Origin of the sequence: Brenneria izadpanahii, assembly GCF_017569925.1 — a bacterium.
In the GTDB taxonomy this organism is placed as follows: Bacteria; Pseudomonadota; Gammaproteobacteria; order Enterobacterales; family Enterobacteriaceae; genus Brenneria; species Brenneria izadpanahii.
In genome coordinates this window covers 128,760-152,447 of sequence record NZ_CP050854.1, presented here as the reverse complement: position 1 = coordinate 152,447, position 23,688 = coordinate 128,760, and the positions used below count along the sequence as shown (strand labels likewise).

Below are 23,688 nucleotides of genomic sequence, written 5' to 3'. Positions count from 1 at the left end.
TCGTTAGGTAATTTAATTGCCGTGAATTAATTCCGGCTGGCCGAACTTTTTAATACCTGATCGACCATGACCGGCGCCATGCCGAGGTAATTGGCCGGGTTCGTCAGTTGTTCAATTAATTCAGGATCAAGACGGCTGGAAACACTGGGCATCGCATTCAGCACATCGGCAAGGCGGCCGCCTTTCTCATTCACAATGCGGCAAGCGTCATAAACGATATCGTGCGCATCCTGACGGCCGATATAAGGCGCCAGCCCCATCATCACGGCTTCCGCGACAATCAGTCCCTTGGTCATATCAAGGTTTCTGGCCATCGCTTCTTCATCCACGATCAGTCCGCTCAACATAAACTTGGCCTGATGCAGCGCGCCGGCCGTCAGCACGAAACTTTCAGGGATGGCGATCCATTCCGCATGCCAGGGGCCGGTTGCGCGCTCCAAATCCTGCACCATGGCATCCAGCATCAAGCCCGCCTGTTGGCGCACGCCTTTGGCGCAGGCCAGCATCAATTCGCTGGAAATAGGATTACGCTTTTGCGGCATGGTGCTGCTGGCGCCGCGTCCTTTGACGAAAGGCTCATAGAGCTCCCCAAACTCGTTGGAAGCCATCAGCATAACGTCATACCCAATCTTGCCCAGAGAACCGGTGATTAACGCCAATAAGTTGACCGCTTCGGCAAATCCGTCGCGCGCAACGTGCCAGGTTGAAACCGGTACGCCCAGGCCGAGTTCTTCCATCATGGCTTTTTGCACTTCCAGCCCCTTATCGCCCAAGGAGGCCAGCGTGCCGGCGGCTCCGGCGAATTCACCGACCAGAATACGCGGGCTGGCTTGCTGCAGGCGCTCTTCATGACGATCAAACATATCGAGCCAGATCGCGGCCTTGTAGCCGAATGTCACGGGCAATGCCTGCTGCAAATGGGTGCGGCCCGCCATCGGCGTATTCCGGTAACGCCGCGCCAGATCGGCTAACGTGCCGCGCAGCGTTTTAATATCCGCCTTGATGAGTTCAAAAGCGTCGCGGATTTGCAGCACCACGGCGGTATCCATGATGTCTTGGGTGGTCGCGCCCCAATGGACATAACCACCGGATTCACCCGCCTGCTTAGAGATTTGATGAACCAACGGGAGTATGGGATAACCGACGATTTCCGTTTCGTGACGCAGCAGATCGAAATCAAGCGCGTCGGCGTCGCATTTGGCGGCGATTTCCTGGGCCGCAGCGTCGGGGATAACGCCGCAGCGCGCCTGAGCTTTGGCCAGTGCGATTTCCACTTCCACGTATTTGCGGATCAGTTCGTGGTCGTCAAAAATAGCGCGCATTTCCGGTGTGCCGAAAGAATCACGAAATAAAATTGAATCAAGTACATTCGAGGCCATAAAAGAATCCTTGATAAATCATGAAGGGTGATAAAATGCGGCATGCCTTATTCCAGAACGCGGCTACAATCTGCTGAATGCCAAATGATGATGAGACATGCACAGCCTGGTTAAATGGCCGAACAAATTCAAATGTACGGACATTTAAATTGTACATACAAGATAGAATGTACGGACATTTAAAAGGAAGGTTTTTTGTATTCCTTTGTGATGGGGATCATTAATATTTATCGAAGCCGTTACCTATGAAAGAGTCTTTGTATAAACGTATTTCACGTGAACTGGTGCAAAACATCGCGTCCGGCCAGTTTCCGGCCGGCTCGCTTCTGCCGTCCGAATTGGAATTGTGCGAGCAGTATCAGGTTAGCCGCCATACGGTACGCGAAGCATTGCGCGACTTAACCGAGCAGGGCTTGATTCTGCGGCGGAAAGGCATCGGCACCATGGTGGCCGATAGAACGGCAAACAAGGGGCTTAATCACCCGCTGGCATGTCTTGAAGATCTATTTTTCCTGGCTAAAAACAATCTGCGGGTAGTTAAAAAGATCGACGAAATCGTCGCGGATTATGAGCTTTCCCAGGTTATCGGCGGGGCGCCCGGATCGCGCTGGCTGCATATCGCCAGTATCCGTGAAGATAGCGAGAAAAAAGATGAGCCGATATGCTGGACCGACAGCTATGCGAGTCCGAGATACAGCAAGATTCGCCAACTGGTGAGAAGCGATCCGTTTGCGTTAATCAGCGATTTAATCGAAACGCACTACGGCGTGCAGAGCGAGGAGGTCAGGCAGACCATTTCGGCCGTCAATATTCCCGCCAGGATAGCCAGAGCGCTTGGCGTTGAAAACGGCTCGCCGGCCTTGAAAATCGTGCGGCGCTATATCGATCGCAACGGTGAAACGTTTGAAACCACGGTATCCATCCATCCCGCGGACCGTTACACCTGCTCTATCGTGCTCAAACGTCAGAGTAATAGCTAAAAAACCGCTGAACGCCATACTCCATTCCGATATACAGGGCGGATTATTCCGGGAGTATGGCGATCGTTCAATCCGCCGCAAGTAACGCCGCTTAACCATCGACTCTCAGCCTAAAGGCAATCGCCAGCGCCAGCAGAACGTGGATCAGCGCCGATATCGCCATCAGCAGCGTCAACGGCGAGGCCGCCAGGGAAAATATCAGGCCGGCCAGAGCGATGCCCATTAAAGACCCTATCTGACGAAATGCGGTATGGACCGCCGATGCGGTGCCGGCGGTATCCGGCGTCGCACCAGACAGGACCGTGGCCGTCATTGGCGGCACCACAAACGCCACGCCGCCGGCAAGCAGCGCCATCGCCATCACCACAAAAAACGTTATCTGTTCGTCTAACCCCAGCATCCCTGCATAGCCCATGCCACTCAGCAGCAGCCCCGCGATCATCTGTTTCTTTACCCCCCAACGCGACATCAACCGGCCAGCGGATAAATTGCCGATCATCAGGCAAACCGCCAGCGGCAACAACGCGAGGCCGGTCTGCAAAGGCGTATAGCGCAGGTGCTGTTGCAGAATAAGGCTCAGGGCATAGAGGCTGCCGAAATAGCAGACGTTAATCGAAAACCCGGTGAGGTTGGCGAGGTTAAACGCGCGGCGGCGAAAAAGGGGTAGCGGCAGCATGGGGGAAACGGCGCGCCGCTCCGCCACGATAAATCCCGCTGCGCATATCAGTGAAACCAGCGTAATAAGCGGTAACAGGCTATGCGACCATCCCTGCGCCGGAAGCTGTATCAGCACATAGCTGATACATCCTAGCGTGACGATCGCCAAAATCTGTCCCGCCATATCCAGCCCTTTTCCCGGGTTCCCCGGCGGACAAGGCAGCAGACGGTAACCGGTCAGTACGCCGTATAAGCCAATCGGTAGATTAATCAGAAAGATACTGCGCCAGCTGAAATAGCTGACCAGAACGCCGCCGAGTACCGGCCCCGCCGCCGCCGCAACCGACACCATGCCGCCAAACAGGCCGATCGCCCGCTGCCGCGACAGACTATCCGGCCAGATAGCCGACAGTAATGAGAATGAAGCCGGAATAAATAACGCTGCGCCCACCCCCTGAATCAGGCGCAGCACAATTAATTGCGGCATTGACCCGCTGATGCCGCAACCGGCCGACGCGCCGGTAAACACCATCAAACCCAGCAGCCACATACGCCGGGCGCCATAGCGATCGGCCAGAGTACCCGCCGAAAGCATCAGCCCGGAAAGCGTCAGGTTATAGGCGTCCACCGCCCAGGTCAGCGCGGAAATCGATGAATGAAACTCAGACTGAATATTAAGCGTGGCGATATTAATCACATTAACATCCAGGATCGCCATAAACATCCCGACGCACAGCGTCAGCAGGATATGAATCCGGCGCGATTTGTTCGTAGCCAAGCATAGCCGCGACATGATTTTTCCCTATTGATTGGCGGAACATAGCGAAGAGTGTAAAAAGGGAAGAGAGCGTTTAAAACGCAGCGGAAATAGGCTTACCTGCGGCAAAAATACAGAGGGGATCATGAACTGGGATAATGCCCGTTATTTACTAGCGGTCGCCCGCACCGGCAGTTTACGCGCCGCCGCCGCCGGTCTGGGCGTCGATCAGGCCACCGTGGCCCGCCGGCTGCGTTCGCTGGAACAGGAGCTGAACGCCCCGCTATTCAACCGTTCACCGGAAGGATACCGGCTGACCGATAGCGGAAAACAGCTACTGCCCGATATCGAACAAATGGAAGCGGCGGCGGCAACCATTGAACGAAAAAGCATGGGGATGAATGCGTCTCTAGCGGGCAAAGTACATATCGCCTCCACCGACTCGCTGGCCCGCTGTTTTTTGCTGCCGGCGCTGCGTGAACTCAAACAAACCAGTCCCAATATTACGGTAACGCTCTCCACTTCCCCCGGCGTGGTGGATATCCGGCGCGGCGCGGCCGATCTGGCGGTACGCAGCGCGCGTCCCACGGATAGCAACCTAATCATCCGCCGTCTGGCGACTTTTCAGCTTGGCCTGTATGCATCCGAGGAGTATGTCTCCCGGCGAGGCCGGCCAATATCCGGCAATGCGTTTTCCGGTCACGATCTGGTGATGTTTCCGCAGCAGGCGGTGCCGCAATACTGGCAAATGCTGTGCGGCGAACCCCTGACCAACGGACGTATCGTGCTGGAAACCCCCTCGCAGTGGATGTACATCGAAGCCCTTCGCCAAGGCCAGGGTATCGGCATGATGGCCAGGGAAATCATGCGAAGATGCTGTCCTGAACTGGTAAACGTCATGCCCGCGCGCAGCGAATCCGCCGATATCTGGCTGGTGGTCAATCCGGATGTCTGGTCCGCGGGCCGCGTTCAGGCGGCCATCGCGGCGATAACGGCATCCTTTGAAACAAAATAAATAAGCGTGATTTAGTCTATTTATTACATCACGCTAATCTCCAGCCCAAAACGTCACCTCGTTTTTAACATCGATATTCCGCCGTCGGGCTGGAGCAGAAATAAAAGAGATTGCTATTTTCTGGCGCTAATAATTAAAAATGGCGGCCTCATATTATGGACCGCCAGTTCCGGCCGTTTTTTCACCGCATCGGGCAGAGGCTGCGGCTCTTTAAGCGCGCATATGTTAAAACCACAGCCAATTAAATCAGAGATGTATGTCTGCGTAGTCCGATGGTATTTAACCACGTCATCAACAAACCATTTAGTGTGCCTTACTGACTCGTCATGGTAATCACGCACGGGCCAAAATAAATTTTCATCGCTCCCTAACCAACCAACGGGCCAGGCGGTACACATAGGATGCTCAACGCTGAAAACAAAATATCCCCCTTTTTTTAAACAGGAAAAAACGTTGCGGCAAATCCGATTAAAATCATTGATATAGTGCAACGCCAGCGATGACGCGACAAGGTGATAGCGATCGTTTTCAAACTTAAAATCTTCTATGGCCGCATTGATATAATTAATACGGTCATCATTAGTCAATCTATTGGCTTCTTCTAGCATTTTGCCGGAAATTTCAACGCCAGTAACGTCTTGCGCGCCTTTTTCCCTCGCATAGCGGGAAAAGTCGCCAAAACCGCAGCCCAGGTCCAATACGCTAGCCCCGTTAAGATCGGGCAATAACCCGCGTAGCGCGGGAATTTCCAGATCGCCGTTAAGGCCGGTATCGTTTCTGCGCAGATCCTTATATTTTGCAAAAAACACCGGATCATCATAAATATTTTGCGGCTTATTCATATGAAACGCTCCTCAAATAAAAATTATTGTCGGCGTTTCAGGGCACAAACTGCCGGCCAAATATCTTTGGCCGATCTTCTTTCATCCGGACTATCACCGTCGGCCCTGGAGTTTCACCAGATCTGCTGACCTCCAGAAATCAATCTGAAGCGCTCGCGGGCTCTCAGTACAGTTCTCTGATTACCGCCGGTAGGGAATTCCACCCTGCCCTGAAGACCGCTATAAAATAGAGGATTCAGTAATATTTTTCATGATTTACAACAAACACGCTTAATAAGCGTCCCTTTGAAGGGCCGCGCCGCATTTACCACGCGAATGAATAATGCTCCGCTCTAAGCAAGATGCCGCACCTGACCTTTGTGCTTTTCCAATTTCTTTTCGATGCAGCAGGTCAGATAGCTGGAGAACTGTTTTGCCAGTACGGTATTCGGATGGTTTTGCGAAAACACCAGGAAGGTCTGAAAATGGATGGTCGGCTCAAAAGGAAGCACCTTAATGTCGCTGCCGCCGACGTCGTGTAAGGTCAATGGATCAACGATACTCACCCCCATGCCCAGCCCGACCATATTGTTACGGGCGGTGGCGTAATGCGTTTCATAGATGAGTTTGCGCCGGTCTTCCTTGCCCTGATTAAACAGAAGATCGATCCGCCGGCGCATGCTATCGCCCCGCGCCATAGACAGAAACCGCTCACCATTCAAATCGTCGGGGGTAATCGAGGTATTGCGCAGTGCCAGCCGATGATTCTTCGGTAAGATGCATACCCCTTCGGACTGGCAGAGCACCACGCAATCAGAGCCGACATTGTCATAGGTTTCAGAAGCGATGCCGATATCAAAGTTGCCATTAGCCACCGACTGGCAGACGGTCAGCGAGTCGCTAACGTGCAGAGATACGGAAACATTGGGATACCGCTGGGTGAAATCGGCTATCGCCGTCGGCACCAGGATCGCCGCCAGCGAAGGAACCGCGACGATCCGTAGTCTGCCGGTGAGATAATTACGAATGGACGCCGCCGAATCCTCCAGACTGCGTAAGGCCGAAAAGGCATACTCCACATCGTTGAAAAAACCGCTCCCCTCCTGCGTGGGTATCAGCCGGCCGTTTACCCGTTCAAACAAGCGGATACCGATACGACGCTCCAACTGACCGATAATACGGCTGACATTCGGCTGCGAGGTATGGAGCTGTTTCGCCGCTTTGGTCATCGAACCCGAAAGCATAACGGCGCGGAAGGCTTCTATTTGTTTGAAATTAATCATTATTACCTCATAAAAACAGAGCCCGTCCCTGATATAAGAGCAGTCCCGTCCGTTTTTATAACGCCAACGTTTTTTTCTTCCCGTCTTACGCCCAAGCCACTGTATATCAAAAACGCATAGGGCGGTCATACATCGGAATTATCTTTGCGGATTCAAACCTTTTAGACTCAATTTCATCACAGGATCCGGTTTTGGCCGCCGCGCGCCATCGATGCGGCGCCGCCTCTGTCAGTCATCTTTGGTGTAAGGAGTCAATGTATGAATTTGCCCCTGAAGACAAGTCGTTGCGTCCTGTTCACGGCTATCGCCCTATCCTCCTTGCCGGCGTTTTCGGCGGAACTGCCCCCCGCTCCGCCGTCCATCATAGCCAAAGGGGCGTTAAAAGCCGGCGTCCGCTGCGACCAGCCGCCCTATGGCTTCATCGATGCAACGCGTTCCCCGGCGGGCGTCGAGGTCGATATGGCGCGGCAAATAGCGCAATGGGCGTTCGGCGATGCCGCCAAGCTGGATTTAACCTGCGTGACCGCGGAAAACCGGGTATCCCAACTGGCCGCCGGCCGAGTTGATTTACTAATAGCGACGCTGGGCATCACCCCGGAACGCGAGCGCGTCATTGATTTTTCCAAGCCCTACCGCTGGGGCGAGAGCGGCGTGCTGGTCAAGCAGGGAAGCCCGCTTAAAAAGGTGGCCGACCTGGCGGGACATACCGTCGCCACGCCGAAAGGCTCCGTTCAGGCTCAGTGGTTCGAAGAAAATATGCCGACCGTCAAGACGTTACGGCTCAATAGTTCCAGTGATTCTTTGCAGGCGCTAAAGCAGGGCCGGGCGGACGCCTATGCCCATGACGGCGCGACATTAAAGATGCTGACCACCAAAGACACGTCCGTTTATATGCTTGACGATGCCTATCAATATTCCAATACCGGCATCGGACTACGTAAGAATGAGCCGCAATGGAAAGCCTTTATCGATGCATCAATCGATAAAATGCGCAGCGATGATTTATTCAGGCAGTGGATTAATAAATCGGTCCCTCAAGAGATAACCGGATATTACATCAATATGTTTCAGAATCCCCGTCCTGACGGAAAATAAAACGTTCGTATTGATAAATCAGGTGACACCGAATGGGTTTTGATTTCATCTATATTTATCAGCATATTCCAATGTTGATAAACGGACTGGGAATGACGTTTATCGTTACCGTTATCTCCTTATTCTGTTCATTATTTATCGGCATGCTGGGGGCAATATGCAGAACATTAAATATTCCCATCATCAGCGGGATATTTAAATGGTATATTGAAATTATCAGAAATACGCCCATCCTGGCTCAACTGTTTTTTATCTATTATGGATTACCAAGCATTGGTATACAGTTATCATCATTCTGGTCAGGAATAATATGCCTCTCGCTATGGGCCGGCGCTTATCAGGTAGAAAACTTTCGCGGCGGATTATTAACGGTTCATCATGGAATAAAAGAGGCCGCCATCGCGTTAGATTTGGGTAGATTACACTATTTTATCTACATCGCCTTACCCATTGCCTTAAAGTCGTGCCTGCCGGCGGTATTGAATACGGCGATATCCATGCTGAAAAACTCGTCTTATCTGCAAACCATCGGCTTCGCCGAGCTGACTTATGTTGCGGTGGACCGTATTTCTCTTGATTTTAAAGCCTTCGAGATGTTCGCCGCCATCGCGGTGATCTACATCGCCCTGGTTTTGATTCTGGTATTTATTGGCCGGCGTCTGGAAATGCGTCTAAATAAGGGAGCCAGATAATGAATACCTATACTTTCCTCACCGAGCTCGCATTATTTGGCTATGGCTTATTAGGCACCTTTAAAATTTCTATCGTCACGCTGGTCGCCACCACTCTGATATCCGTAGTGTTCGGCTCGCTCTCAACGATTGAGTCGGCCTGGCTGCGTTTTATCATTCGCTGTTATGTAGAGTGTTTTCGTTCCATTCCGCTGGTCGTGATTGTGTTCTTCATCTATTTTACCCTGCCGTTATTGGGATTGACCCTGCCGCCATTCCTGTCCGTCTCTGTCGGACTCACCCTTTGGGCCAGCGCCAACGGGATTGAAATCGTGCGCGGCGGCATTGCCTCGGTATCCAAAGGCCAGCGTGAAAGCGCCGCCTCCCTGGGGCTTTCGCCCTGGAAAGTTTATCTGTTGATTATCTGGCCGCAGGCGCTGCGGGCCATCATTCCCGCCTATCTTGGGCAAATTACGCTGCTTATTCAGGCCTCATCGCTGGGGGCGCTCGTCGGCGTGGATGAGCTATTTCTCAATGGGAAAAACTATATCGAGCAGACGACGCTAATGTCTGGCAATAATCCCTCGTTTTTTGTTTATGCCGGAATACTGGCGACCTATTTTGTTATTTGTTCCTTATTCACCCAGGCTGGTCGTTTATACGAGAAAAGAGTCGGCAAAAAATATCAGTAATCATTGGAGTAAAATAATGTCTATCGATCGTCAACCATCAGGATCGCCGGTAAGCCCGCGTCTATCGGAACCCACAGCGGAAGAAATATGTCGTCTTATTTATCTGCCGCGCTTAACCAAAAGTTTTGAGAAAAACTTTTTCTTTATTACGCAAATTAATGCGGCGCATTTAATCATGCTGAATCAACAGCATCTTTTACCCGCCGCATCGGTGAAAATTCTGGCGCGCGGATTATTGGATTTAATTAATGACGGACCTTCAGCGGTAAAATTAGACCCCCTAAAGGAAGACGCCTATTTAAATTATGAAAGCTGTCTGGTGGAGCGCATCGGTATCGGCCATGCGGGCAGATTGCATATGGCGCGCAGCCGTAATGATATTCTGGCGACCATCGATCGTCTTCAAGCCAGAGAAGGGCTGACGGGTCTGATCGCGCAATTGCTGACGCTACGCCGGTTGCTCGTTCAGCAGGCCAAACAGTACGCGGACGCCGTTATGCCGGGATATACGCATCTACAGCCGGCGCAGCCCATTACCTATGGATTCTGGCTGGCGGGCATAGAGCAGGCGCTGGCCCGCGATACCGAAAGGCTGGAAGCGGCCTACTCGCATATTGATAGCTGTCCGCTGGGCGCCTGCGCGCTGGCCGGCACCACCTTCGCCATCGATCGTCGCGCGTCCGCCAATGCCCTGGGATTTTCCTCCGTCGCCATGCACACCCTCGACGCGGTCGCCTCGCGCGATGGCCTGTTCGAAATCATGTCGGCCATGACTCAGTTGGCGGCCACCTGGAGCCGCATCGCCCAGGATTACTTCATCTGGGTGACCAATGAATTCAATTTTATTGATTTCCCGGATAGCGTCGCCGGCACCTCAAGCATCATGCCGCAGAAAAAAAATCCGGTGGCGCTGGAGTATCTGAAAGGCCGGGCCGCCCATGTGCTCGGCATGTATACCGCCGCCATGAGCGCGCAGCGGATCACCAACTTCAGCCACTCCGGCGACGCCAACCGGGAAAGCATCTCTTCATTCCCCGATATGCTCGCGCTGTGCGCCGACGCCGTGGAAATCCTTACCCTGCTGGTGCGCACCGGCAAACCAAACCGGCAGACCATGCTCGCCAGAGCCAATGCGGATTTTTGTACCGTCACCGATCTGGCCGACGCCATGGTCAAACACTACGATATCTCCTTCCGCGAAGCGCACCATATCGTGGGAGCCGTGGTCCATGAAGCATTGGCGCTGGGGCTTACCGCCGATCGCATTAATACGCAGATGATCGATAAGGCCGCCCAGGATGAGATCGGCCGTGCGCTTGGGATGTCCGCGCAAGAGATACAGGCGAGTCTCGATCCGGTGAAATGCGTTCAGGGGCGTCTCTCCGGCGGGCCTTCCGCCGCGTCGGTAAACGCGATGACAGCGGATTCGCTCGCCGCGATCGCCGCCGCCGCCGGCCTCAATCAACAACGGATCGATCGCCATAAAGATATCGCCGATACGCTCCGCAACGCCCTGGAACATCTGTCCGCATAAGCGATAACCCACGGCAACGCGGAACGGCATTATTCCGCGCGAATAGCAATAAGATGATCAACCAAGGTATCAACACATGACGCCCGATCGTTCCGACATCATTATCCGCATCAGCGGTCTGGAAAAGCATTACGGCGACGCCAGGGTGCTGAAGGGGCTCAATCTTTTCGTCAGAAAGGGCGAGAAGATCGTGATCTGCGGCCCTTCCGGCTCGGGGAAATCAACCTTTATCCGCTGCATCAACGGTCTTGAGGATTATCAGGGCGGGCGGATAACCGTTATAGATACGCTGACCGGCAAGGGCATCGATAATATCCACGACGTCCGGCGCCGCGTAGGTATGGTTTTTCAGAGTTTCAACCTGTTCCCGCACATGACGGCATTGCAGAACTGCATGCTGGCGCCGGTCAAGGTTCTGGGCATATCGCACGCCGAGGCGGAAGATCGGGCGCGCCATTTTCTGGGCCGGGTAAAGCTACAGTCACACGCGGATAAATATGCCGGGCAGCTTTCCGGCGGGCAGCAGCAGCGCGTCGCCATTGCCCGCGCCTTATGCATGGCGCCGGACATCATGTTATTCGATGAACCCACCTCGGCGCTGGATCCCGAAGTGGTCAACGAAATCCTCGACATCATGGTGAATCTGGCGGGAAACGGTATGACGATGCTGTGCGTCACGCATGAAATGGGCTTCGCCAGGAGAGTCGCCGACCGGATGATTTTTATCGATCGGGGGCAAATCGCGGCGGACCTGCCGCCGGAGGAGTTTTTCTCCGCGGGCGCGCATCCGCGGATCAAAGCGTTTCTGAGCCATGTTATGCCATGAGTCCATTCCGCAAACCGAGATGACGGCGGCGCATTCAGAGCAGCGCATTGCCGGCAATCACCCGCTGTAGCCAGTAATAGGATTGCTTGGGAATACGTTGCAACGTGGGGTAATCCATGTACACCAGGCCGAAACGCTTGCTGTAGCCGCGTCCCCATTCGAAATTGTCCAACAGCGACCAGGCGAAATAGCCGCGCACGTCGCATCCTTCGGCAATGGCCTGTTGCAGCGCCGTCAGATACCGGCGGAAATAGTCAATGCGCGCCGTATCCGCCACCTGCCGATCCGCACGCAGGGCGTCGGGAAAGGCGGCGCCGTTTTCGGTGATATAGATCGGGGGGTTACCGTAACGGGCGGCGGTATCGCGAATCTGCTCCAGAAAGGCGGCGGGATCAACCGCCCAGTTAACGTCGGTGAGGGGCAATCCCAGCGCCGGCGGCGGCGGCGTTTCGGCTACGCCCCAACTGGCATGACGATTGGGGCCGACGTAGACGCGGTTGTAATGGTTCAGGCCAAAGTAATCCAGCTTCTGGGCGATGATCGCCATATCGCCCGGCTGCACCAGCGGCGCCAGCTCATCCGCCAGCGGCTGCGGATATTCGCCCAGCCACAGCGGATCAACCATAACCCGGCGCCACAGGCACTCTCCCAGCCGCTGCGCCTGACGGTGGGCGTCATCGTCATGCTGCGCTTCAACCGGCCCCAGCGAAACGATATTGCCAATCCACGCCCCGCTTACCGCCGCGCGTAGCGCCGACACCGACAGGCCGTGGGCCAGATTCAGATGGTGTATGGCTCGCAGGCAATCTTCCCTGCTTTGTCGCCCTGGGGCGTGCCGTCCCAGATTATAGGCCACCCAGGGGATAACATTGGGCTCGTTGATAGGCGCATAATGCTTGACCCGATCGCCGAAATGACGCGCGACCACGGCGGCGTAATCGCCAAATACGGCGGCGCTTTCACGCGCGCGCCAGCCGCCCCGCCGCTCGACTTCCACCGGCATATCCCAGTGATGCAGGCAGATCCACGGCTGAATCCCTTCATGCAGCAGCAGATCGATCAGCCGATCGTAAAACGCCAGCCCGCGCGGATTAACCTTCCCGGCGCCTTCCGGCAGGATGCGCGGCCAGGAGATGGAGAGCCGGTAAGCGCCGACGCCCAGGCGGCGCATCAGCGCGATATCTTCCGGATAGCGGTGATAGTGATCGCAGGCGACATCCGCGGTATCGCCATTGACGATGCGGCCCGGCGTATGGCTATAGTCATCCCATACGCTGCGGCCGCGGCCGTCTTCATCTGCCGCCCCTTCAATCTGAAACGCCGATGCGGCGACGCCCCACAGAAAATCATCGGGAAAAGCGTTGTTCATAACGAATATTCTCCGGCCATTAAAGTTGGCATCAGGGTTTTTTCAGGCTTTCCACATTCCAGAAAAAGGGCCAGGGGGAAGGCGTAAAATTCGCCAGCGTGCTCGCTTTGGCGGAAAGCGTGTTGAAGTTTCCCACCTTGTAAACCGGGGCTTGCTCATAAAACAGCGTCTGGATGGCGGCAAACAGCGCCTTGCGTTTCTGGGGATCGGTTTCGGTAATAAAGGCGTCCACGGCCTGCTTTTTCTCAGGCGTCGCCCACCAGCCGGGATAATCGTCCGCCATCCAGCCGTTCAGGATCGGTTCGGGCGCGAACGGGCCGTGGGTGATGAAAATATCCCACAACGCCGGATTGGCCCGCCGCGTGGTCAACGTCGCCCAGTCGAATATCTCCAGCGATACCTTGAAACCGGCCGCCTGCAAATAGGCCTGAGCCACCAGCGCCATCTTGTAATGGAACTCATATTGGCGGCTGGTGAGAATACGCAGGGTCTGGCCCTGATAATTTCCCTTTTTCATCAGCGCCGCCGCGGTCTGCGGCGACGCTTTGCCGTAACGCGCGACGCCCTGCTCGCTGTGCCAGACGAAATTCTCCGGATAAAGCGCGCCGTCCGCCTGCACAAAGTTCGGATCGCCAAACCCCGCCAGCAGCATATCATTCGGATTAAGCGCGGCCTGCACCGCCTGACGCAGCCACTGATTGGCCAGCACGCCTTCGCGGGTATTCATCACCATCACCGCCAGGCCAAAAGGTTTCAGCAATAGCGGCTCCACCCGGTCATTGCCCTTCAGGGCGGCCAGTTTTTCCGGCGGCAAGGAATCGGCGTAATCAAACTGGCCGGAAAGCATGCCGTTGAGACGGGTGTTCTCATCAACCACCGGCACAAAACGTATCTCTTTGAGTAGCGCATGCCGCGCGCCGCCATAGCCGTCCGGCGCTTCCTGGCGCGGCTGGTAATCGTCGAACCGGGTCAGCTGAATATATTGATCCGGCCGGTGCGCCTGCAAGCGGTAGGGACCGGTGCCGATAAAGCGCGTCAGCGGATCCGCCAGGACATCCTGCGGCATGATCACCGCCGCGGAATTGTTGAAAGCCAGCAGCGCCAACAGCGGCGAATATGGACGGTTCAAGGTAATCCTGATCTGATTATCCCCTTGAGCGGTCACCGCAACCACCGAGGACGAAACCTGTTTGCCGCGGGACGCGATCCGCAGCCAGCGTTGCAGCGAGGCCGCCACATCCTGCGGCGTCATGATGCGGCCGTCGTGAAAATGCACGTTTTTGCGTAGCGTAATATCATATTGTTTCCCGCCAGCAGAAATTTCCGGCATTTTTTCCGCCAGCAGCGGCACGACATTCCATTGCGAATCAAAGGTGAACAGGGTTTCGAAAATATGCTGGGAAATTTCCGCCGCTAAATCGGTGGTGGTGGCCATAGGATCCAGCGTGGGCGGTTCGCCGATAGTGGCGACATTAATCACGCCGTTACCCGGCTGCGCCGCACGCGCAGTATTTATTTGAATTAAAGCCAGGGACATTACGATAAAAAAAACCAGTGAAGCAGTTACATTTTTCATATTGGGTTCCGTCTGTAATTATGGAATAACAAACAAACCATTTGGATGCCGCACCGTTTATCGAATTAAATAACGCCTTATTTCCATAATTATGGAAATAAGATAAATAAAACTTATCACAAGTGCAGAATGAAATATAATCCAATGAAATTCAGTATATTACCAAACCCCTTCAACGTTAAATCCCTTATCTTCAGCTAATCAATCCTAGACAGTAAAAATCAAAATTGTCAACAGACTATTTTTTCACTTTCGTATTTTCATTATTTTTTCAAGCGCTTCTTCCGATAGATATACTTTTTTACTTATAAAAAAATGATATGGAATTAATTCTAAACAAACGGAATGAAATTAATTCACCCCCATAAATTTGTTGCAGAAAATACCAAATCCGGCGGCAATATTAAAAATTCAGAGATAAAAAACGAAAGAGAGCAAAAACACAGATGAATAATAACAACATCTTTCAGATACCCGATAGAAGTAGCGCCATATCCGCTTATTTCCAGTATTTATCTCCACACAAAACCTGCGTTTAATATGTTTTAACCGGCAAATTTCCGACGGTCGCGAAATGAAAGGTTGACGGTAGGGGCTAGCGGTGTAATTTAAAAAACAGCATCACTTACAGCGTCATATATTCCATTATTGTGTAATACGCAAATGAGGATAAATAATGTCGAAGTTGCTGCATATCCTGCTGCTGGCATGCCTGACAGCAGCCGTTCAACCGACCGCGGCGCTTGCCGAACCGGTTAAAGGGGGGATAGTGAACGTCGCCACCATCGGCGAACCCCCAACGCTGGATCCCATGATCTCCAGCGCCGATCTGGTAGGAACCATCTCCCAACATATTTTCGAAACCCTGTTCACCTTTGATTCGCAATGGAATGTCGTGCCGCTGCTGGCGCAGGCGATGCCGGTTATCAGCGATGGCGGAAAAACCTACCGGATTACGCTGCGTCAAGGGGTGCATTTCCATGACGGCACCACCATGACTTCTTCCGACGTAGCGGCGTCCCTACAGCGGTGGATGACGCTCGCCAACCGCGGCAAGCAGGCGGCGGCGGCTATCGACGCGGTCAGCGCGGACGGGCCGGATGCGATCATTATCCGCCTGAAACGGCCGTTTGCCCCGCTGCTGGCGCTACTCGCGCTGAACAACTCCGCGGCGGTGATTTTGCCATCCCGTCTGGCCGATCAATCGCCGCTGCGCGAATTTATCGGCACCGGTCCCTACCGCTTGCAGTCGCACCAGCCGGATCGCTATATCCAGTTGACGCGTTTCGACGACTACAGTTCGCGCAGCGAAGCGCCCGACGGTTTTGGCGGCGCGCGCCACCGCTACCTGGATGAAATCCGCTTTGTGCCGGTTCCCGATCCCAATACCCGCGTTGAAGGGGCGGTATCGGGCCAGTTCCAATACGTGGACTCTCTGCCGGTGGAAGCGTTATCTCGTCTACGCGGCGGCAAAACCGTGCCGGAAATTCTGCGCCCCTTCGGCTGGCCGGTGTTTGTCATGAATACCCGCCAGGGGTTGATGACCGACCTGACGCTGCGCCGTTCGGTGCAGGCAGCGCTGGCGCCGCAAGATATGCTGATGGCCGCCTTCGGCAGCGCCGACTTCTTCAGCGTAGACGGCGCCATGTATCCCGAAGGGTATGTCTGGCACACCGACGCCGGCGCCGAAGCCTATCGGCCGCAGGGAGATACCGCCAAGGCGTCGGCGTTGCTCAAGCAGGCCGGCTATGACGGCAGGCCGCTGCGCATCCTCACCAGCCGCCAGTACGAATTCCACTATAAAATGGCCCAGGTGGCCCAGGCCTATCTGCAGGCCGCGGGCTTCAAGGTGCAACTGGACGTGGTGGAGTGGGCCACCCTGACCCAAAACCGCGCCGATCCCGCCAAGTGGGATATCTACATCACCCATAGCCCTTTCCTGCCCGAACCCTCGCTGACCGGCTTCCTTTCCGATGACTCGCCGGGTTGGTGGCAAAGCCCAGGCAAACGCGCCGCCCTCGACGCCTTCAACAGCGAGACGGATCCGTCACGCCGCGTCGCCCTATGGGCGGATGTGCAGCGCGTCATTTACCAGGAAGCGCCGGTGTTCAAGGTGGGCGATTTCAATTCACTGGCGGCGCGCGCGCCGGCGCTACAGGGAATAGCGCCCTCCCCCTGGCCCTATTTCTGGAATGCCTCTCTGAATCCATAACGCCTGCGCGCCCGCCGTGGCGCCCAGAGGAGGAAACGCCGTGTTACGTGCAGCCCTGAATCGAATTACCGGAATGCTGCTGGTGATGGCGCTGGTTGTGACCATCGTATTTATCATCGTGCGCGTTACGCCGGGCGATCCCGCCGCGGTCATGTTGGGCCCCGACGCCAGCGCGGCCGATATCGCCGCCCTGCGCGATCGGCTGGGCCTCAACGCGCCGATCGCGCTGCAATTCATGCAGTATGTGGGCGGGATCCTGCAAGGGGATCTCGGCCAGTCCATCTTCCTCAATATCCCGGTCAGCGAGGCGCTGTGGCAGCGGGCGGAACCCACTTTTTTTCTAACCCTGTTCTCCCTGCTGATCGCCGCCGTTATCGCCCTGCCGGTGGGGATCCTCTCCGCCTACTACCGCGGCGGCTGGTTCGATCAGTTGGCCACCAGCCTGTCCATGTTTACGGCCAGCATTCCCTCGTTCTGGCTGGGGCTACTGCTGATCCAGCTGTTCGCCGTGCGGCTGGGCTGGTTTGATACGTCCGGCTACGGGGGGCCGGACGCCGGCTTCATCACGCGAATTCAGCATCTGGTTTTGCCGGCTATTTCGCTGGGCGCGGTAAGTTCAGCGCTGATTATGCGCTTTACCCGCGCCAGCATGCTGGATGTGCTCAACGACGATTACGTGCGCACCGCCCGCTCAAAAGGCATGAGCGAACGGCGGGTGGTGCTGCGCCACGCCTTCAAAAACGCGCTGATTCCGGTGCTGACGGTGATGGGGCTTACCGCCGCGCTGCTGGTTTCCGGCGCCATCGTGACCGAAACCGTATTCGGCCTGCCCGGCGTCGGCAGCCTGACGGTATCGGCGGTGCTACGCCGCGACTACCCGGTGATTCAGGGCACGCTGCTGGTGATCTCCGGCCTCTACGTGCTGATGAATTTTCTCATCGATATGCTCTATTTGTGGGTCGATCCCCGGGTGCGTTTCTCATGACGGCGGCGACGATGCTTACCGCCGCCAGACGGGAAGGCTTTATCTGGCAACTGCTCAGCCGCCCCGCCAGCGCGGCGGCGATCGGCGTTCTGATCGTTATCCTGCTCGCGTCGGCGGCGGCTCCCTGGCTGGCGCCCTATGCGCCCGCCGAGCTTTCCATCATGACCCGGCTGACGGCGCCGAACGCCAGCCACTGGTTCGGCAGCGATGAATTGGGGCGGGATGTTTTTACCCGTACCCTGTATGCCGGTCAAACCTCGTTGCTGGTGGGCTTGTCGGTGGTGATCTTCGCTTCGCTGGCCGGCATCGTGCTGGGGCTGGCGGCCGGCTACTTCCCCCGCGTTGATGGGCCGGTCTCCCGGCTGATCGACGCGATGATGGCCTTTCCCGATATCTTGCTGGCCATCGCGCTGGTGGCCGCCCTCGGCCCCACCGCCATCAACGTGACGCTGGCGCTGGGTACGGTTTATACGCCGAGGCTGGCGCGCGTGGTGCGCGCCTCCACACTGGTGGTGCGCGAGCTGCCCTTTGTGGAGGCGGCCCGCGCGCTGGGCGTACCGACTCCGGTGATCCTTACCCGCCACATTCTGCGCAATATCGCCTCGCCGCTGCTGGTGCAAGCCACCTTTATTTTCGCCAACGCCATCCTGGCCGAGGCGGGCTTGTCGTTCCTCGGCGTGGGGATATCGCCGGATATTCCCACCTGGGGAACCATGATCAGCCAGGGCCGCCAGTATATGGACGACGCCCCATGGATCATGCTGTTTCCCGGCATCGCCATCGTCATTACCGTTCTTTCGCTCCAGCTGCTGGGTGACGCGCTGCGCGATTTCCTCGATCCCCGACTATCAAAAGGTGTCTGATGACCGTTTCCTCCACTACTTCTTTGCTGCTGCGCGCGGTTCGTCCGCTGGGTCTGGATCTGCCCCTGCCCGTGGACGGACTGCTGGATGTGCTCATTGATTCCGCCGGCCGGGTTAGCGCCTACGCCGCCCAACTGACCGAGCCGCCGGACGGCGCGCGGATTATCGACGCCGCCGGCGCCTATCTTTGTCCCGGCTGGACCGATCTGCACACCCATATCTGGTACGGCGGCACCGATATCTCCATCCGGCCGGAGGTTTGCGGCCTGGCGCGCGGCGTGACCACCCTGGTGGATGCGGGCTCCGCCGGCGAAGCTAATTTCCACGGCCTGCGCGAATGGATTATCGAGCGCGCCGACGAAGAGATTTACGCCTTTCTAAACATCGGCTCCATCGGTCTGGTGGCCTGCAACCGGGTGAGCGAACTCTCCCACATGGGGGATATCGACGTGGACCGCATCGCCGCCACCGTGGAGGCCAACCGCGATCGCATCGTCGGTCTGAAGGTGCGCGCCAGCGGCGTGATTAGCCGGGGCTGGGACATCGCGCCGGTGAAGCTGGGCAAAAAGCTGGGCAAAGTGCTGGGCCTGCCGCTGATGGTGCATGTGGGAGAGCCGCTGCCGCTGTATGACGACGTGCTGGCCCAGTTGGGCCCCGGCGACATCATTACCCACTGCTTCAACGGTAAAATCGGCGGTTCCATCCTGGAAGACGAGGATCTGTTCCACCTGGTCGAACAGGCGCGGGATCGCGGCATCATCCTGGATGTGGGACACGGCGGCGCCTCGTTCTCTTTCGAGGTGGCCAAAGCCGCCATCGGCCGCCGGCTGCTGCCGCAAACCATCTCTACCGATGTTCACGGCCACTCGCTTGACGGTTCGGTATGGGATTTCGCCACCACCCTGTCCAAACTGCTGTCGCTGGGTATGCCGCTGGAACAGGTCATTCATGCCGCGACGGTCGCCCCTCGTCAGGCCATCAACCGCCCTTACGGCCCCATGATGAGCGGCGGTGCGCGCGCCAATTTCACCCTGTTCCGGCTGCGCGACGAAAATCTGCGCGTCACCGACTCCAAAGGGGCGGAGAGCCTGCTGGAGCAGGTGTTCGACCCGGTCTATTCAATACTGGGAGCAAACGCGTGGCCCGCCAGCCGCTATCAGCCGCAGAACAGCGACCGCCACGCCTGCCCTCACTGCGGATGGCTGCTATGAATGCCGAAGCGCAAGCGCTGCTGTCGGTGAAAGATCTGCGCACCGGCTTTTTCAGCCGGCGCGGCAGCGTACTGCCGGTGGATGGGGTGACCTTCGATGTCCGCCGCGGCGAGACGCTGGCGGTGGTGGGGGAATCGGGGTCCGGCAAATCGGTCGCCAGCCTGTCGATCATGGGATTGCTGGGGCGCAACGGCCGGGTAACCGGCGGCGAGATGCGGTATTGCGATCGTTCCGGCCAGACCCTTAACCTGCGCACCCTTGATGCGCGCGGCTGGCGCCGGATCCGCGGCCGGGAAATCGCCATGATTTTCCAGGAGCCGATGACCAGCCTCAACCCGCTGTTTACCGTCGGCGACCAGATCATGGAGATGCTGCGGCTGCACCAGCCCATCGGACGCAGCCAGGCCAGACAGCAGGCGCTGGAGATGCTCGAACGGGTGGAGATCCCCGCCGCCCGCGCCCGGCTGGATGACTATCCGCACCATATGTCAGGCGGTATGCGCCAGCGGGTGATGATCGCCATGGCGCTCGCCTGCCGGCCGGCGTTGCTGATTGCCGACGAGCCCACCACCGCGCTGGACGTTACCGTACAGGCCCAGATCCTGGCGCTGCTGCGCCGGCTGCAGGAAGAGATGGGCATGGGCATTATTTTCATTACCCATAACCTGGGCGTGGTGGCGGAAATCGCCCATCAGGTGGTGGTGATGTACGCCGGCCGGGTGGTGGAGCAGGCTCCGGTGGCGCGGTTATTCCGCCATCAGCGGCATCCTTATACTCGCGGCCTGTTGGCCTGTACGCCCAACGCCGCGCGCGACATCGGTCTTGACGGCCGGCGACGGCGGCTGGACACCATTCCCGGCAGCGTCCCCGCGTTAACCGACCTGCCCGCCGGCTGCGCCTTTGCGCCGCGCTGTCCGATGGCGATAGAGGAGTGCCGCCGCCAGTCGCCGCAGCTGTTGCCGGTAGACGAACATACCTGGTCCCGTTGTTTAAGGAGAGAGGAGCTATGAGCGACTTACCGACCTCGCCTGCTCGACAGGATATTCTGCTGCAAGTGGACGGGCTGTATAAAAACTTTCCCACCCGCCAGGGCGGCAGCGTGCGGGCGGTGCAGGGGCTCTCTTTCAGACTGCGCCGCGGCACCACCGTTGGGCTGGTGGGGGAATCGGGCTCCGGCAAAACCACCGCGGGGCGCAGCCTGCTGCGGTTGATTGAGCCCAGCGGCGGCCGGGTGCTGTTCGAGGGAGTGGATTTGCTGAGCCTGACGCCGCGCCAGATGCGGCCCTACCGGCGGCAGATGCAAATCATCTTTCAGGATCCCTTTTCCAGCCTTAACCCCCGCCTGCGGGTGCGCGATATTCTGGGCGAAGCCCTGGATACCTGCGGCTTTGCCCGCGGCGCGCCCCGGCGGGCGCGGGTAGCGGAGCTGCTGACGCTGGTCGGGCTACAGCCGGAGTACGCCAGCCGCTATCCCCACGAGTTTTCCGGCGGCCAGCGGCAGCGTATCGGCATCGCCCGCGCGCTGGCGGTGGAACCCAAATTTATCGTCGCCGACGAGCCGGTATCGGCGCTGGATGTCTCAATTCAGGCGCAGGTGCTCAATTTGCTCAGCGATCTGCAACGCTCGCTGGGTCTGACGGTACTGTTCATCGCCCACGATCTGAGCGTGGTGGAGTATCTGTGCGATGAGGTGATCGTCATGTATCTGGGGCGCATTATGGAGAGCGGCCCCTGCCGCGAGGTCTACGCCCGGCCGCGCCACCCCTATACTCAGGCGCTGTTGCAGGCGGCGCCGGTGCCCGATCCCGATCGGCCGAAACGGCACATCGCGCTGCAAGGGGATATACCCAGCCCGGCCAATCCCCCCAGCGGCTGCGTGTTCCGCACCCGTTGTCCTCACGCCGCGCCGTCCTGCGCCGAAACGGTGCCGCCGCCGGAAGCCGTGGGCGACGATCATTGGGTCAGCTGTATCCGTTATTCAGACATTCCTCCTTATGATCCGCTGGAGCATACTCTATGAGTCAGGGACTTTCCTCAACGATGCAAACGCCTTACCAACGGCTGGCCGCCAGCGGCATTATTCTGCCCGGTTCGCCGCCGCCCATCGCCAACTTCGTCTCCCATGTTCAGGTGGGCAACCTGCTGTTTCTGTCCGGTCAGGGGCCGGTGGAGGCGGGCGGTTTTATGCATACCGGCAAAGTGGGCAGCACGGTCAGCGTCGATAGCGCTTACCAGCACGCCAGGCTGACCGGCATCAATCTGCTGGCGGTGATGCATGAGGCGCTCGGCGATCTCTGCCGCATTACCCAAATCGTCAAGCTGTTCGGCATGGTTAACGCCGACAGCGATTTCACCCGCCATCCCCAGGTTATCAACGGCTGTTCCGACCTGATGGTGGAGATATTCGGGCAGCCCGGCGTCCACGCCCGATCGGCGGTGGGCCTCGCCTCGCTGCCCGGCCAGATCACCGTGGAAATCGAGGCCATCGTCGCCTTTGAATAACCCTATTCCTTAACCAAGGAGTCAACAGTGAACGACATCGATAGCAGAGCGGACTGGGGGTTGCGGCCCGTCATTAACGTCTCCGGCACCATGACATCTCTGGGCGCGTCCATTGTGGCGGAGCCGGCGATTGAGGCGATGCGCCGGATCCTGCCGCAGTTTGTCGAAATGGCGGACCTGCAGCGCCATGCCAGCGGCGTTATCGCGCGCCTCACCGGCGCGGAGACGGGATTCGTCACCGCCTCCTGCGCTTCCGGCATTTCTCTGGCGGTGGCCGGATGCATCGCCGGCGACGACCTCAGCGCCATTGAAAGGCTGCCGGAAATACGCGGCGAACGTAATGAAGTGGTCATTCAAGCGGGCCATCTGGTGAACTTCGGCGCGCCGGTCGAGCAGTCGGTGCGGCTCACCGGCGCCAGGGTGGTGAGCATCGGCCAGGCCACCAGCGCCTCTCCCTACCATCTCGCCGGCGCCATCACGGAACGTACCGCGGCGGCGCTTTATGTCGTCTCCCACCATGTCGTAGAATATGGTCAAATCCCCCTTGAGCTATTTTGCCAGGTGGCGCATCAGCACGGCGTGCCGGTGATTGTCGACGCCGCCTCGGAATACGATTTACGCAAATTTCTACGTCAGGGAGCGGATATCGTATTGTATTCCGGGCATAAATTTCTCGGCGGCCCCACTTCCGGCATTGTGGCCGGCGCCAGAGAGCTGGTACGCCGCGCTTGGCTGCAAAATCACGGCATCGGCCGGGGCATGAAAGTGGGTAAAGAGAGCATCGCCGGCGTTTGCGCCGCGTTGCAGGCCTGGGAAACGCGCGATCACGCGGGCATTCGCGCCAGGGAGCAGCAAACGTTGGAGATGTGGTCGGCCGGTCTGGCGAGCCAGCCCGGCGTCGCCGCGCTGATCGAACCCGATCCGACGGATAATCCCCTGTGCCGGCTCAAGGTGACGATCGATCCCGCGCTGGCGCGCACCACCGCCTGGGATTTGGCGGATGCGCTGGCCGCCGGCGATCCCCCGGTGATCGTGCGCGGTCATCTGGTCGAGCATGGTTTTTTTGAACTGGATCCCTGTAACTTACACGCCGGCGAAGATCGGCGCGTGCTGGCGCGGCTGCTCGCGGAGCTGGAGCGGGCCCGCCAGGCTCCGGATCCGCTGATCAGCGACTTCGGACAACGCATACTGCGCCAGCAGGAAGCCATTGTCCGCTGGCCGGATTAACGCTGGTTTGAATCGCCGCGCCGGTCCCGGCGA

At 57.3% G+C, this 23,688-nt stretch carries 21 protein-coding genes and 1 riboswitch; of the genes, 15 read left to right on the top strand and 6 right to left on the bottom strand.

Features of this window, described 5'->3' with window-relative positions:
- Window positions 1-26: 26 nt before the first annotated feature.
- Window positions 27-1,379, bottom strand: coding sequence for a class-II fumarase/aspartase family protein (locus tag HC231_RS00645; RefSeq protein WP_208229277.1), 1,353 nt, complete (start codon window positions 1,377-1,379; stop codon window positions 27-29).
- A 245-nt stretch (window positions 1,380-1,624) separates the two neighbouring features.
- Here HC231_RS00645 and HC231_RS00640 point away from each other — a divergent pair, with 245 nt between their 5' ends.
- Entirely contained in the window at window positions 1,625-2,359 is a 735-nt protein-coding gene (locus HC231_RS00640) for a GntR family transcriptional regulator (RefSeq protein ID WP_208229276.1), read from the top strand.
- 91 nt (window positions 2,360-2,450) lie between these two features.
- Here the strand turns inward: HC231_RS00640 and HC231_RS00635 are convergent, their stop codons facing one another.
- Window positions 2,451-3,809 carry an MFS transporter gene (locus HC231_RS00635; RefSeq protein WP_208229275.1) on the bottom strand — a complete coding sequence of 453 codons (1,359 nt, stop codon included), beginning with the start codon at window positions 3,807-3,809 and terminating at the stop codon, window positions 2,451-2,453.
- Window positions 3,810-3,918: 109 nt separating this feature from the next.
- Here HC231_RS00635 and HC231_RS00630 point away from each other — a divergent pair, with 109 nt between their 5' ends.
- Entirely contained in the window at window positions 3,919-4,788 is an 870-nt protein-coding gene (locus HC231_RS00630) for a LysR family transcriptional regulator (protein ID WP_208229274.1), read from the top strand.
- 113 nt (window positions 4,789-4,901) lie between these two features.
- Here the strand turns inward: HC231_RS00630 and HC231_RS00625 are convergent, their stop codons facing one another.
- Together HC231_RS00625 and HC231_RS00620 are read right to left on the bottom strand one after the other, a co-directional pair.
- Window positions 4,902-5,630, bottom strand: a complete 729-nt coding sequence (locus HC231_RS00625; RefSeq protein WP_208229273.1) for a class I SAM-dependent methyltransferase — start codon at window positions 5,628-5,630, stop codon at window positions 4,902-4,904.
- A 69-nt stretch (window positions 5,631-5,699) separates the two neighbouring features.
- A riboswitch (FMN riboswitch) is annotated at window positions 5,700-5,851 on the bottom strand.
- A 111-nt stretch (window positions 5,852-5,962) separates the two neighbouring features.
- Window positions 5,963-6,892 (bottom strand): LysR substrate-binding domain-containing protein, encoded by a 930-nt coding sequence (locus HC231_RS00620; protein WP_208229272.1) that lies wholly within the window; start codon window positions 6,890-6,892, stop codon window positions 5,963-5,965.
- 258 nt (window positions 6,893-7,150) lie between these two features.
- Between HC231_RS00620 and HC231_RS00615 the strand changes: the two genes are divergently transcribed.
- The 5 genes from HC231_RS00615 to HC231_RS00595 all read left to right on the top strand — a co-directional run bounded on the left by HC231_RS00615 (window position 7,151) and on the right by HC231_RS00595 (window position 11,710).
- Window positions 7,151-7,987 (top strand): transporter substrate-binding domain-containing protein, encoded by an 837-nt coding sequence (locus tag HC231_RS00615; RefSeq protein ID WP_208229271.1) that lies wholly within the window; start codon window positions 7,151-7,153, stop codon window positions 7,985-7,987.
- 32 nt (window positions 7,988-8,019) lie between these two features.
- Window positions 8,020-8,679, top strand: a complete 660-nt coding sequence (locus tag HC231_RS00610; protein WP_208229270.1) for an amino acid ABC transporter permease — start codon at window positions 8,020-8,022, stop codon at window positions 8,677-8,679.
- Window positions 8,679-9,350 carry an amino acid ABC transporter permease gene (locus HC231_RS00605; RefSeq protein WP_208229269.1) on the top strand — a complete coding sequence of 224 codons (672 nt, stop codon included), beginning with the start codon at window positions 8,679-8,681 and terminating at the stop codon, window positions 9,348-9,350. The genes HC231_RS00610 and HC231_RS00605 overlap by 1 nt, the downstream gene beginning before the upstream one ends.
- Before the next feature lie 16 nt (window positions 9,351-9,366).
- Entirely contained in the window at window positions 9,367-10,884 is a 1,518-nt protein-coding gene (gene argH / locus HC231_RS00600; RefSeq protein ID WP_208229268.1) for an argininosuccinate lyase, read from the top strand.
- Between the two features lie 76 nt (window positions 10,885-10,960).
- Window positions 10,961-11,710: an amino acid ABC transporter ATP-binding protein gene (locus HC231_RS00595; protein ID WP_246494651.1), complete on the top strand. Its 750-nt coding sequence runs from the start codon at window positions 10,961-10,963 to the stop codon at window positions 11,708-11,710.
- A 34-nt stretch (window positions 11,711-11,744) separates the two neighbouring features.
- On the opposite strand, the gene HC231_RS00590 is transcribed toward HC231_RS00595, so the two are convergent.
- The gene (locus tag HC231_RS00590) at window positions 11,745-13,079 is read right to left on the bottom strand and encodes a GH1 family beta-glucosidase (RefSeq protein WP_208229267.1); all 1,335 of its coding nucleotides are present in this window, start codon (window positions 13,077-13,079) and stop codon (window positions 11,745-11,747) included.
- Window positions 13,080-13,110: 31 nt separating this feature from the next.
- Complete coding sequence (locus tag HC231_RS00585) at window positions 13,111-14,655, bottom strand: ABC transporter substrate-binding protein (RefSeq protein ID WP_208229266.1); 1,545 nt, start codon at window positions 14,653-14,655, stop codon at window positions 13,111-13,113.
- A gap of 676 nt (window positions 14,656-15,331) precedes the next feature.
- On the opposite strand from HC231_RS00585, the gene HC231_RS00580 reads away from it, so the two are divergent.
- Genes HC231_RS00580 through HC231_RS00545 form a run of 8 tightly spaced genes read left to right on the top strand, consistent with a single transcriptional unit; the run spans window position 15,332 to window position 23,655 of the window.
- A complete protein-coding gene (locus tag HC231_RS00580) occupies window positions 15,332-16,867 on the top strand; it encodes an ABC transporter substrate-binding protein (RefSeq protein WP_208229265.1) in 1,536 nt (511 codons plus the stop codon).
- Between the two features lie 40 nt (window positions 16,868-16,907).
- Complete coding sequence (locus HC231_RS00575; protein WP_208229264.1) at window positions 16,908-17,852, top strand: ABC transporter permease; 945 nt, start codon at window positions 16,908-16,910, stop codon at window positions 17,850-17,852.
- Window positions 17,849-18,715, top strand: coding sequence for an ABC transporter permease (locus HC231_RS00570; RefSeq protein ID WP_208229263.1), 867 nt, complete (start codon window positions 17,849-17,851; stop codon window positions 18,713-18,715). Before HC231_RS00575 ends, HC231_RS00570 begins: the two co-directional genes overlap by 4 nt.
- The gene (locus HC231_RS00565) at window positions 18,715-19,926 is read left to right on the top strand and encodes an amidohydrolase/deacetylase family metallohydrolase (RefSeq protein WP_208229262.1); all 1,212 of its coding nucleotides are present in this window, start codon (window positions 18,715-18,717) and stop codon (window positions 19,924-19,926) included. The genes HC231_RS00570 and HC231_RS00565 overlap by 1 nt, the downstream gene beginning before the upstream one ends.
- A complete protein-coding gene (locus HC231_RS00560) occupies window positions 19,923-20,936 on the top strand; it encodes an ABC transporter ATP-binding protein (RefSeq protein ID WP_246494649.1) in 1,014 nt (337 codons plus the stop codon). Before HC231_RS00565 ends, HC231_RS00560 begins: the two co-directional genes overlap by 4 nt.
- Entirely contained in the window at window positions 20,933-21,946 is a 1,014-nt protein-coding gene (locus HC231_RS00555) for an ABC transporter ATP-binding protein (protein WP_208229260.1), read from the top strand. The genes HC231_RS00560 and HC231_RS00555 overlap by 4 nt, the downstream gene beginning before the upstream one ends.
- A complete protein-coding gene (locus HC231_RS00550; protein WP_208229259.1) occupies window positions 21,943-22,428 on the top strand; it encodes a RidA family protein in 486 nt (161 codons plus the stop codon). Before HC231_RS00555 ends, HC231_RS00550 begins: the two co-directional genes overlap by 4 nt.
- Window positions 22,429-22,455: 27 nt before the next feature.
- Complete coding sequence (locus tag HC231_RS00545) at window positions 22,456-23,655, top strand: aminotransferase class V-fold PLP-dependent enzyme (protein WP_208229258.1); 1,200 nt, start codon at window positions 22,456-22,458, stop codon at window positions 23,653-23,655.
- The last annotated feature ends 33 nt before the right edge of the window (window positions 23,656-23,688 follow it).